This is a genomic window from Streptomyces sp. SD31 (assembly GCF_052068475.1).
GTDB lineage: Bacteria > Actinomycetota > Actinomycetes > Streptomycetales > Streptomycetaceae > Streptomyces.
This window is the reverse complement of sequence record NZ_JBQHCX010000024.1, coordinates 1-12237: the sequence shown is the minus strand read 5'-3', so window position 1 is coordinate 12237 and position 12237 is coordinate 1. Positions and strand designations below refer to the sequence as shown.

The following is a 12237-nucleotide window of genomic DNA, read 5'->3' as shown; positions in this document are numbered from 1 at the left end:
CGATCTATGCTCGGTGGCAGCACTGTCCGCTTCTCCTGGGGAAGTCCGTTGAACTTCTGGTCGATCTACGAGCACGGCTTCGCGCGGGTCGCCGCGTGCACCGGCCACACCGTCATCGCCGACCCGCGGGCCAACGCCGAGGCGGTGCTGCGGCAAGCGCGCCGGTGCGCGCGGGAGGGGGTCGCCGTCGCCGTCTTCCCCGAGCTGGGCCTGACCGGCTACTCGATCGAGGATCTGCTGCTCCAGGACGCGGTGCTCGACGAGGTGGAGCAGGCGCTCCAGGCCGTGGTCGCCGGGTCGGCGGAGTTGCTGCCGGTGCTGGTCGTGGGCGCCCCGCTGCGTCATCGCCACCGGATCTACAACTGCGCGGTGATCGTGCACCGCGGCCGGATCCTGGGCGTCGCGCCGAAGTCGTACCCGCCGAACTACCGGGAGTTCTACGAGCGGCGCCAGATCGCGTCCGGCGAGGACGAGCGCGGCGGGACGATCCGGGTCGGCGGCGAGGAGGTGCCGTTCGGCGTGGACCTGCTCTTCGAGGCGGCGGACGTCCCGGGGCTGGTCCTGCACGCGGAGATCTGCGAGGACATGTGGGTGCCGGTGCCGCCGAGCGCGGAGGCGGCGCTGGCCGGTGCGACCGTGCTCGCCAACCTCTCGGGCAGCCCGATCACGGTGGGCCGGGCCGAGGACCGGCGGCTGCTGTGCCGGGCGGCGTCCTCTCGCTGTCTGGCGGCGTACGTCTACTCGGCGGCGGGTCTGGGCGAGTCGACCACGGACCTGTCCTGGGACGGGCAGACCATGATCTACGAGAACGGCGTGCTGCTGGCCGAGTCGGACCGCTTCCCGCTCGACGACCAGTACGCGGTGGCCGACGTCGACCTCGACCTGCTGCGGCAGGAGCGGCACCGGATGGGCACGTTCGACGACAACCGCCGCGCCCACGCCGCGCGGACCGGGGACTTCAGGCGGGTGCGGTTCCGGCTGAACCCGCCGACGGCGGACCTGGGGCTGCAGCGCCGGGTCGAGCGCTTCCCGTTCGTGCCCGCGGACGCCGAGCGGCTCGCCCTGGACTGCTACGAGGCATACAACATCCAGGTCGCGGGCCTCCAGCAGCGGCTGGCCTCGATCGGCGGCCCGAAGGTGGTCATCGGGGTGTCCGGCGGCCTGGACTCCACGCACGCCCTGATCGTCGCCGCCCGGGCGATGGACCGCGCCGGGCGCCCGCGCAGCGACATCCTGGCCTTCACCCTGCCGGGCTTCGCCACCAGCGACCACACCAAGGACAACGCCCACAAGCTGATGAACTCGCTCGGCGTCACCGCGGCCGAGCTGGACATCACGCCGACCGCACGGCTGATGCTCAAGGAGATGGGCCACCCGTTCGCGTCCGGCGAGCCGGTGTACGACGTCACCTTCGAGAACGTGCAGGCCGGCCTGCGCACCGACTACCTGTTCCGGCTCGCCAACCAGCGCGGCGGCATCGTGCTCGGCACCGGCGACCTGTCGGAGCTGGCGCTCGGCTGGTCGACGTACGGCGTGGGCGACCAGATGAGCCACTACAACGTCAACTCCGGTGTGCCGAAGACGCTGATCCAGCATCTGATCCGCTGGGTCATCACCAGCGGCCAGTTCGACGAGGAGACCGGCAGGACGCTGGCCGCGATCCTCGACACGGAGATCAGCCCGGAGCTGGTGCCGGGCGAGGAGATGCAGTCGACCGAGTCCAAGATCGGCCCGTATGCGCTGCACGACTTCACGCTCTTCCATGTGCTGCGGTACGGCTTCCGGCCGTCGAAGATCGCCTTCCTGGCCTGGCACGCCTGGCACGACCCGCAGGCCGGCGCCTGGCCGCCGGGCTTCCCCGAGGCCAAGCGGGTGGCGTACGACCTGGCCGAGATCCGGCGCTGGCTGGAGGTCTTCTGCCGTCGCTTCTTCGCGTTCGCACAGTTCAAGCGCTCGGCCATGCCGAACGGGCCGAAGGTCTCGGCGGGCGGTTCGCTCTCCCCGCGCGGCGACTGGCGGGCACCGTCCGACGGTACGGCGCATGCGTGGCTGCGGGATCTCGAGCGCTTCGAAGTGCTGGGCGCCGAGCAGTAGGCGCTGCGGCGGGGGCATGTGGGCTCATCCATCCGGCTCGGATGGGCGGGCCCCTACCGTTCCGGTCCGTATACCGAACATGAACTCCCGGACAACGAACGATTTCCGGCCAACTTCCTGACGCGGTCCTGACAGTAACCGCAATCAGCTGGCACTCTTCCCACGGCCGCGACACAGCAACCCCACAGCACCGTCACACGGTGGTGCTCGCGGCTGAACTCCCGCACGCGCACGTCGCATTCCGCACGCGCACGCCGTTCTGCGTACCACCTCGCACCTCGCTCTGCCCGGACGGCCCACCCGCCGGCCGGTCTCCCCTGGCCGCGTGATCCGCGGCCGCGCAGAAGGAGTCAGTGTTGAGAGACAGTTCCTCCCACAGACGCACCTCCCACACGACGCGTCGTCACACCACGCACCGCCGGGCCGCCGCCGTCGCCCTCGTCGGCGTATCCGCCCTGATCGCCGCGGCCGTCCAGTCGGGCGCCGCCACCGCAGCTCCGGAGAAGGCACCGTCGGCCGCGGGCAAGGTCATACCGGGCGCGGAGTCCGTCAAGCTCTCCCCCGCCCAGCGCGCCGCGCTGATACGCGAGGCCAATGCCACCAAGGCGGACACCGCCAAGGACCTGGGCCTCGGCGCCAAGGAGAAGCTGGTCGTCCGTGACGTCCTCAAGGACGGCAACGGCACGGTCCACACCCGCTACGAGCGGACCTACGACGGTCTGCCCGTCCTCGGCGGCGACCTGGTCGTCGAGACCGCGAAGTCCGGCGCGACCGAGGCCGTCGTCAAGGCCACTCGCGCCGCCATCAAGCCGGCGACCACGAAGGCCGCCGTATCCACCGCCAAGGCGGAGAAGCAGGCGCTGGCCGCCGCGAAGGCGGAGGACGCCAAGAGCCCGGACGTCAACCGGGCGCCCCGCAAGGTGATCTGGGCCGCGAACGGCAAGCCGACCGTGGCGTACGAGACGGTCGTCGGCGGCTTCCAGCACGACGGCACTCCGCAGGAACTGCACGTCATCACCGACGCCACCACCGGCGAGAAGCTGTACGAGTGGGAGGCGATCGAGACCGGCACCGGCAACACGGTGTACAGCGGCACGGTCAACCTCACCACCACGCAGTCGGGTTCGACGTACAACCTCACCGACGGCGCGCGCGGCAACCACAAGACGTACAACCTGAACCGCGGTACCTCGGGGACCGGCACCCTCTTCTCCGGCTCCGACGACGTCTGGGGCAACGGCAGCCCATCCAACCTGGAGTCCGCGGCCGCCGACGCGCACTACGGTGCCGCACTGACCTGGGACTACTACAAGAACGTGCACGGGCGCAGCGGCATCCGCGGTGACGGCGTCGGCGCGTACTCCCGGGTCCACTACGGCAACAACTACGTCAACGCGTTCTGGTCCGACAGCTGCTTCTGCATGACGTACGGCGACGGCTCGGGCAACGCCAACCCGCTGACGTCGATCGACGTGGCCGCGCACGAGATGACCCACGGACTCACGTCCAACACCGCGGGCCTGAACTACTCGGGCGAGTCCGGCGGCCTGAACGAGGCCACCTCGGACATCTTCGGCGCGACCGTCGAGTTCTACGCCAACAACTCCTCCGACGTCGGTGACTATCTCATCGGCGAGGAGATCAACATCAACGGCGACGGCACCCCGCTGCGCTACATGGACAAGCCCAGCAAGGACGGCTCGTCCAAGGACGCCTGGTACTCGGGCATCGGCTCGATCGACGTGCACTACTCGTCGGGCCCCGCCAACCACTTCTTCTACCTCCTGTCCGAGGGCAGCGGCACCAAGACCATCAACGGTGTCACCTACAACTCGCCCACCTCGGACGGCCTTCCGGTCACCGGCATCGGCCGGGACAAGGCGGAGAAGATCTGGTTCCGCGCGCTGACCACCAAGTTCACCTCCACGACCAACTACGCGGCCGCCCGCACCGGCACCCTCGCGGCGACCGGCGAGCTGTACGGCACCACGAGCGCCGAGTACAAGGCGGTGCAGGACGCCTGGGCGGGCGTCAACGTGGGCGCGCGCTCCGACGGGGGCGGCGGCGGTGGCGGTACGTCCTTCGAGAGCGGAACCGACGTGTCGATTCCGGACAACGGGGCGGCGGTGACGTCCCCGATCACGGTCTCCGGCCGGACCGGCAACGCGCCGTCCAACCTCCAGGTCGCCGTGGACATCGTCCACACCTACATCGGTGACCTCAAGGTGGACCTGATCGCCCCCGACGGCTCGGCGTACACGCTGAAGGGGTACGGCACCGGCGGCAGCACGGACAACCTCAACACCACGTACACGGTGAACGCCTCCTCCGAAGTCGCCAACGGAGTCTGGAAGTTGCGCGTCCAGGACAACGCGGCCGTCGACACCGGTTACATCAACAGCTGGAAGCTCACCTTCCCGTAGGCCCGTTCGCGGTCTGCCCAGGACAGGGCGCCGTCCCGGTGGGTTCAACTCCCGCCGGGGCGGCGCCCATTCACATGTCAGAAACATTTACCGGACAGTCAACTTTCGGCCAACATCACCGCACCCTCCTGACATGTACGCATCCCAGGTGTCACTCTTCGGGCACCCGCCGCACAAGCACTCCCTGCACTTCCCCCACATAAGGAGCTCGTGTGACCCCCCTCTACGCGCGTCACAAGCGCACCACTCTGGCCATCGCCACCGCCGTGGCGGCCGGAGCCCTCCTCACCACCGGTCTGACCACCGGCACTTCGGCCGCCGCTCCCGCGGACGCCGGCACCAAGGCCACCCCGCTCGCCGTCCCGGTCGCGCTGGCTCCCGCGGCCCGCACCACCCTCATCAAGGACCAGCAGGCCGAGGCGCCCGAGACCGCCGACGCGATAGGCCTCGGCGCCCAGGAGAAGCTGGTCGTCAAGGACGTCGTCAAGGACGCCGACGGCACGCTCCACACCCGCTACGAGCGCACCTACGCGGGCCTCCCCGTCCTCGGCGGCGACCTGGTCGTCCACGAGTCGGCGTCGGGCGCCACCAAGGGCGTCACCAAGGCGACGAAGGCCACCATCAAGGTCGCCTCGCTCAAGCCGACGATCACCGCGGCCAAGGCCGAGGGCCAGGCCGTGAAGCTGGCCAAGGCGGCCGGCTCGGAGAAGACCGAGGCGGACAGCGCGCCCCGCAAGGTCATCTGGGCCGCGAACGGCAAGCCGACCCTCGCCTACGAGACGGTCGTCGGCGGCCTCCAGGAGGACGGCACCCCGAACGAGCTGCACGTCATCACCGACGCCGCCACCGGCAAGAAGCTGTACGAGTACCAGGGCATCGAGACCGGCACCGGCAAGAGCGTGTACTCCGGCACGGTCACCCTCGGCACGACGCTGTCGGGTTCGACGTACCAGCTGTACGACACGACGCGCGGCGGTCACAAGACCTACAACAAGGCACGCAGCACCAGCAGCTCCGCGGGCACGCTGTTCACCGACGCGGACGACACGTGGGGCACCGGAGCGGCCTCCAGCTCCTCCAGCGACCAGAGCGCGGCCGTCGACGCGGCCTACGGCGCCCAGACGACCTGGGACTACTACAAGAACACCTTCGGCCGCAGCGGCATCAAGAACGACGGCAAGGCCGCCTACTCCCGCGTCCACTACGGCAACGCCTACGTCAACGCCTTCTGGTCCGACCAGTGCTTCTGCATGACGTACGGCGACGGCGAGGGCAACACGAAGCCCCTGACCTCCCTCGACGTGGCCGGCCACGAGATGACCCACGGCGTCACGTCGAACACGGCGGGCCTGAACTACTCGGGAGAGTCGGGCGGCCTCAACGAGGCGACCTCCGACATCTTCGGCACGGCGGTGGAGTTCTTCGCGGCGAACTCGTCCGACGTCGGCGACTACCTCATCGGCGAGAAGATCGACATCAACGGCGACGGCACCCCGCTGCGCTACATGGACAAGCCGAGCAAGGACGGCAACTCGGCCGACTACTGGTCTTCCTCGCTGGGCGGCCTGGACGTCCACTACTCCTCGGGCCCCGCGAACCACTTCTTCTACCTCCTCTCGGAGGGCAGCGGCGCGAAGACGATCAACGGGGTGAGCTACGACTCCCCGACGTCCAACGGCTCCACGGTCACCGGCATCGGCCGCGCCAAGGCCGCCGCGATCTGGTACAAGGCCCTGACCGAGTACATGACGTCGACGACCAACTACAAGGCCGCCCGTACGGCGACCCTGAGCGCGGCGTCCGCCCTGTACGGGTCCGGCAGCACGGAGTACAACGCGGTGGCGTCGGCCTGGTCGGCGGTCAACGTCACCTGAAGCAGGCGTAGTTGACAGGGGCGGCACCCGGGACGAAGGCATCTCCGAGTGCCGCCTTACGCTTGGGACCCATGTCCTTCACGTACGACCACGTCGGCGCGACCCGGGAGCACGGCTTCTGCCCGCCCGGCTTCCACCCCCTGCACGTGCGCACCCGCATAGGCGAGGGCGAGGAGGTCTTCCGCAGAGCCGCCGAAGCGGTCATGACCTGGGAGATGCACCGCGCGATGGGCGTCGGCATGGACGCCTCGGCCGACCGCGCGGCCCCCGACGTCGACGTCACAGTCACCCTCGCCGGCCTGATCAAGGCACCGTGCCGGGTGGTGTGGACGGTGGAGGAGTACCGGCGCATCGGCTGGGCCTACGGGACGCTTTCCGGCCATCCCGAGTGCGGCGAGGAGGCGTTCCTCGTGGAGCGCACGGGGGACGGCACTGTCTGGCTGACCGTGCGGGCCTTCAGCCGGGGGGCCAAGTGGTACGCCCGGGCGGGCGGGGCGGCTACGCGAGGGTTGCAGCATGCCTATGCGCGGCGGTGCGGCAACGTGTTGCGGCAGCTGTGCCAGCGCGAGTTCGGGGAGAGCTGAGGGACACCCCGGCCCTCCCCGATGTGTCACCGCAGCAGCACCCCGGCCCCTTCCCCCGTCCCCTCCGAAGGCACCGCCACCAACCCCAACTCCGCGCCGGACGCCAGCAACCGATGTGCCGGAAGGATTCGGACCGTATAGCCGTACGGCCCGGTGCGGTCCAGGGACAGCGGCCCCTCGTAGACCCACCGCCCCTCCGCGTCCGGGCTCCCCACCGACTTCAGCGGCACCGTCGACGCGTCCGCGATGCGGTCCTCGGAGTCCACCCGCCCCGAAACCGCCTGGACCTCGACGTCGTCCGGCCCCAGGTCGCCCAGGCCCACCCGCACCCGGAGAGCGAGCGTCGAGCCCAGTTCCGCGGTGGGGGTCAAGGCGGACGTCTCCACATGGTCGACCGTGACGCCGTGCCAGGCGGAGCGGACCCGCGCCTTCCAGCCCGCCAGCTCGCGCGCCGCGTCCGGTGTCATCGCCCGGTGGGCGTGGGCGGCCGGGGTGTAGAGGCGCTCGACGTATTCGCGGACCATCCTGCCCGCCAGGACCTTCGGGCCGAGCAGCGTCAGGGTCTGGCGGACCATCTCGATCCAGCGGTCCGGCAGACCGCCCTGGCCGCGCTCGTAGAAGCGGGGCGTGACGCGTTGTTCCAGCAGGTCGTACAGCGCCGCCGCCTCTATGTCGTCGCGGTGGTCCGGGTCCGTGCCGGTGCCGTCCGCGGTAGGCACGGCCCAGCCGAAGTCCGGCTGGAACCACTCGTCCCACCAGCCGTCCAGGACGGACAGGTTCAAGCACCCGTTCAAGGCCGCCTTCATGCCCGACGTGCCGCACGCCTCCAACGGCCTGAGCGGGTTGTTCAGCCAGATGTCGCACCCGGGGTACAGCTTCTGCGCCATCGCCATGCCGTAGTCCGGCAGGAACACGATCCGATGCCGCACCCGCGGATCGTCCGCGAACCTCACCAGCTCCTGGATCAGGCGCTTTCCGCCGTCGTCCGCCGGGTGCGCCTTGCCCGCCACCACGATCTGGATCGGCCGCTCCGGGTGCAGGAGCAGGTCCATCAGGCGGTCCCGGTCGCGGAGCATGAGCGTGAGGCGTTTGTACGACGGGACTCGGCGCGCGAATCCGATCGTCAGGACGTCGGGGTCCAGGACGCCGTCGATCCAGCCCAACTCAGCCGTCCCGGCGCCGCGTTGCCGCCAGGAGGTGCGCAGGCGGGCCCGTACCTCCGTCACCAGCTGCTCGCGCAGGTTGCGGCGCAGCTCCCAGATGTCCTGGTCGGGGATCTCCGCAACCGCGTCCCAGCGGTCCGAGCCGCCGACGGTCATCGCGTCCTCGGTACGCCGGCCGCCGATCTGGCGGGCGCCGAGGCGGAAGACCTCGGGGGCGACCCAGGTCGGGGCGTGGACGCCGTTGGTGACCGAGGTGATGGGGACCTCGTCGGGGTCGAATCCCGGCCATAGTCCCGAGAACATCTCGCGGCTGACGTTGCCGTGGAGCAGGGAGACGCCGTTCGCCCGCTGGCCCAGGCGCAGGCCCATCACGGCCATGTTGAAGAGATTGGGTTCGCCGCCCGGGTAGGTTTCCATGCCGAGTTGGAGGATGCGCTCGACGTCGATGCTCGGCAGTTCGGCGTCGGGGCCGAAGTGGTGGGCGACCAGCTCGCGGTCGAAGCGGTCGATGCCGGCCGGGACCGGGGTGTGGGTGGTGAAGACCGTGCCGGCGCGGACGGCTTCCAGCGCCGAGTCGAAGTCCAGGCCATCGGCACAGAGTTCGGCGATGCGCTCCAGGCCGAGGAAGCCGGCGTGGCCCTCGTTGGTGTGGAAGACCTCGGGAGCCGGGTGGCCGGTCAGGCGGCAGTACGTCCGGACCGCCCGTACCCCTCCTATGCCCAGCAGCATCTCCTGCAGCAGACGGTGCTCGCTGCCGCCGCCGTACAGGCGGTCGGTCACGCCGCGTTCGCCGAGGTCGTTCTCCTCGACATCCGAGTCGAGCATCAGCAGGGGGACGCGGCCGACCTGGGCGAGCCAGACGCGGGCGTGCAGCTGCCTGCCGCCGGGCAGGGCGAGGGAGACCTGGGCGGGGGTGCCGTCGGGCTCCTTCAGAAGGGCCACCGGCAGCTCGTTGGGGTCCAGGACCGGGTAGTGCTCCTGCTGCCAGCCGTCCCGGGAGAGGGTCTGGCGGAAGTAGCCGTGCCGGTACAGCAGTCCGACCCCGATGAGGGGTACGCCGAGGTCGCTGGCCGCCTTGAGGTGGTCGCCGGCGAGGATGCCGAGGCCGCCGGAGTACTGGGGCAGGGCGGCCGTGATGCCGAACTCGGGCGAGAAGTAGGCGACGGCGGCGGGGAGTTCGGCGGACTGGTCCTGGTACCAGCGCTCGCCCGTGACGTAGTCGTCGAGATCACCGGCGACCGCGGTCAGCCGGCGCAGGAAGTCGTGGTCCTCGGCCAGCTCCGCGAGCCGCCCGGGCGACACGCTGCCCAGCAGCCGTACGGGGTCGTTGCCCGAGGCGGCCCAGCACTCGGGGTCCACGGACTGGAAGAGCTCGCGGGTCTCGGCATGCCAGGACCAGCGCAGATTGCGGGCCAGATCGCTCAGCGGCCGGAGGGCTTCGGGGAGGACAGGACGGACGGTGAATCGACGGATCGCCTTCACGGTTCCACCTCGGGCAGCGCGTGGCAGGGGACGCACGGCGGTGTGCGTCCCGTCATCGCCCCCGACGGTATCGGTATGCGGGGCTTCGTAACCACCGTGCCTTTTTGTGGCTGTCACTGGCCGGTCGCGGCTGTCAAGTGGGTGGTAAAGAGCACGTCCGTCCGAAAAGCGCCGCAACCTTTACGCATCCCTCATAGCCGATATGGCCGATTCCGCCCCCGTAGGCCTCCTTGTGGCGACTTCTCACGTCACGAGAGGCTGACGGTGGCGTACCGGTCCACGTCGGGTGCACCCGACGAACGAGGGCCGCCGTGCGCCGAGTTGAGGAGGGGACTCACACCATGGCACGGACGCGCATACGGCGTCTGCGCTGGGCCGGTGGCCTGACCGCGGTGACCTGTGTCGCCGCGTTTTCGGCCACCACCATGCCCGCGCACGCCGCACCGGAGGGGCAGATACTCGGCGCCGGGGACCCCGGCTCCGTCAGCGGAAGTTACCTGGTGACACTCAAGGGGGGAACGAAGGCTCCGTCGGCGGCCGGAAAGAGCCTCGCCGAGAAGTACGGGGCGAAAATAAGCCACACCTACGACACGGTCCTCAACGGCTATGCCGTGCAGGCCAACGAGAGACAAGCCAAGCGGCTCGCAGCCGACTCACGCGTCGCGTCGGTCGTCCAGGACACCCGTGTGACGCCGGCCCACACCCAGAAGAACCCGCCGACCTGGGGGCTCGACCGCATCGACCAGCGCAACCTGCCGCTGAACAAGAGCTACACCTGGCCCGAGTCCGCGGGCACCGGAGTGACGGTGTACGTGATCGACACCGGCATCCGCATCTCGCACAAGGACTTCGGCGGCCGGGCGAGCTACGGCTGGGACTTCGTCGGCAACGACCGGACCGCGAGCGACGGCAACGGCCACGGCACCCATGTCGCCGGCACGATCGCGGGCAAGCAGTACGGCGTCGCCAAGAACGCCAAGCTCGTCGCCGTACGCGTCCTCGACAACGCCGGCGGTGGCACCACGGCCCAGGTCATCGCGGGCATCGACTGGGTGACCAAGCACGCGAAGAAGCCGGCCGTCGCCAACGTCAGCCTCGGCGGCTACCGCAACACGCAGCTCGACGCCGCCGTACGCAACTCCATCGCGTCCGGCGTCACCTACACGGTCGCGGCGGGCAACGACGGGCTGCCGGCCGGCCTGTACTCCCCCGCGGCGGTGAGGGAGGCCATCACCGTGGGCGCCACCGACAAGAAGGACGCGCGGGCGAGCTTCTCCAACTTCGGCTCCGCCCTGGACCTGTTCGCCCCGGGCGTCTCGATCACCTCCACGTCGTACGCGAGCGACACCGGCAAGGCGACCTTCTCCGGTACGTCGATGGCGTCGCCGCACGCGGCGGGCGTGGCCGCGCTCTATCTGGCCGACCACCCGAAGGCCGGGCCCGCACAGGTGTCCAAGGCGTTGGTGGCGCAGGCGGCGTCCGGCAAGGTCTCCGGCAGAGGGCTCGGCTCACCGAACAAACTCCTGCAAGTGCCGGGCTCGTAGCGTCTGTTGTCGGCCAACCTCGAACACCGGCCCCGTTCCCCGAGGAACGGGGCCGGTCTTGTGTGTAGACATACGCGTGAGTAGTTAACAAAGTGCCGGATTGCGTACCCGAATAGGGTGGGAAGGCTCCTCCGGTACACCGCAGCTGTGCGCCCCCGGGCGCGCCCCACGCAGGACCCACCTCCCCACAGCCATCCGCCCACCCAAGTTGACGCGGACAGGAGCGGTCATGCCCGCCATGCACCACCAGTCGTCCTCACCCCCGACGTCCAGCACCGACGCGCCCCCCGTGCCCCGCGCCGTCACCGCCGACCCCGGACCGCCGACTCCGGAGCACCCCTCCGCGAGCGACACGGCCGGCGGCGTGGGGCGCATACCCGTCCTCGACGTCCGCCCGATCGTCCAGCACGGACGCAGGCCCGCGAAGGCGGTGACCGGCGAGACCTTCGAGATCTCGGCGACCGTGTTCCGCGAGGGCCATGACGCCGTGGCCGCCAATGTCGTCCTGACCGACCCGGAGGGCCGTCCGGGCCCGTGGACACCGATGCGTGAACTGGCCCCGGGCACCGACCGCTGGGGCGCCACCGTCACCGCCGGCGAGCCCGGCCACTGGAGCTACCGGGTCGAGGCCTGGGGTGATCCGGTCACGACCTGGCGGCACCACGCCCAGATCAAGATCCCGGCCGGCATGGACACCGACCTGGTCCTGGAGGAGGGCGCGCGGCTGTACGAGCGGGCGGCCGCCGACGTGCCCGAGGACGAGGGTCAGCCGGTGATCCTCGCGGCCGCCGAAGCGCTGCGGGACGAGAGCCGCCCGGCCGCCTGGCGGTTGGCGGCCGCGTTGACGCCGGAGGTCGATGCGGTGTTGGGGCGGTATCCGTTGCGGGATCTGGTCACCGCGTCGGATCCGCTGCCGCTGCTGGTCGAGCGGGAGCGGGCCCTGTACGGCTCCTGGTACGAGTTCTTCCCCCGCTCCGAAGGCACCCCGCAGCACCCCCACGGCACCTTCCGCACCGCCGCGCGCCGGCTCCCGGCGATCGCCGCGATGGGCTTCGACGTGGTCTACCTGCCGC

The 12237-nt window shown here is 70.2% G+C and carries 7 protein-coding genes; 6 read left to right on the top strand and 1 reads right to left on the bottom strand.

Annotation, left to right across the window (positions count from 1 at the left end; translation table 11 throughout):
- The first annotated feature begins 48 nt into the window (after positions 1 to 48).
- From ACTMVF_RS38605 to ACTMVF_RS38590, 4 genes are all read left to right on the top strand, one after another.
- The gene (locus ACTMVF_RS38605; RefSeq protein WP_441275758.1) at positions 49 to 2094 is read left to right on the top strand and encodes an NAD(+) synthase; all 2046 of its coding nucleotides are present in this window, start codon (positions 49 to 51) and stop codon (positions 2092 to 2094) included.
- Between the two features lie 356 nt (positions 2095 to 2450).
- A complete protein-coding gene (locus ACTMVF_RS38600; RefSeq protein ID WP_441275757.1) occupies positions 2451 to 4517 on the top strand; it encodes a M4 family metallopeptidase in 2067 nt (688 codons plus the stop codon).
- A 212-nt stretch (positions 4518 to 4729) separates the two neighbouring features.
- On the top strand, positions 4730 to 6391 hold the full coding sequence (locus tag ACTMVF_RS38595) for a M4 family metallopeptidase (RefSeq protein ID WP_441275756.1): 1662 nt from the start codon (positions 4730 to 4732) through the stop codon (positions 6389 to 6391).
- A 71-nt stretch (positions 6392 to 6462) separates the two neighbouring features.
- Entirely contained in the window at positions 6463 to 6975 is a 513-nt protein-coding gene (locus ACTMVF_RS38590; protein WP_441275755.1) for a DUF1990 family protein, read from the top strand.
- 26 nt (positions 6976 to 7001) lie between these two features.
- Here ACTMVF_RS38590 and ACTMVF_RS38585 read toward each other — a convergent pair whose 3' ends face one another.
- Positions 7002 to 9620 carry a glycosyltransferase family 1 protein gene (locus tag ACTMVF_RS38585; protein WP_441275754.1) on the bottom strand — a complete coding sequence of 873 codons (2619 nt, stop codon included), beginning with the start codon at positions 9618 to 9620 and terminating at the stop codon, positions 7002 to 7004.
- A 341-nt stretch (positions 9621 to 9961) separates the two neighbouring features.
- On the opposite strand from ACTMVF_RS38585, the gene ACTMVF_RS38580 reads away from it, so the two are divergent.
- Both ACTMVF_RS38580 and ACTMVF_RS38575 read left to right on the top strand, forming a co-directional pair.
- A complete protein-coding gene (locus ACTMVF_RS38580; protein WP_441275753.1) occupies positions 9962 to 11164 on the top strand; it encodes a S8 family peptidase in 1203 nt (400 codons plus the stop codon).
- 229 nt (positions 11165 to 11393) lie between these two features.
- Positions 11394 to 12237 (top strand): maltotransferase domain-containing protein (locus ACTMVF_RS38575; protein WP_441275752.1); only part of this gene is annotated, 844 nt, incomplete at its 3' end.

Bases quoted from the DNA above. Each gene is read 5' to 3' on its own strand.
- ACTMVF_RS38590 (WP_441275755.1), top strand. From the start codon at position 6,463: ATGTCCTTCACGTACGACCACGTCGGCGCGACCCGGGAGCACGGCTTC.
- ACTMVF_RS38580 (WP_441275753.1), top strand. From the start codon at position 9,962: ATGGCACGGACGCGCATACGGCGTCTGCGCTGGGCCGGTGGCCTGACC.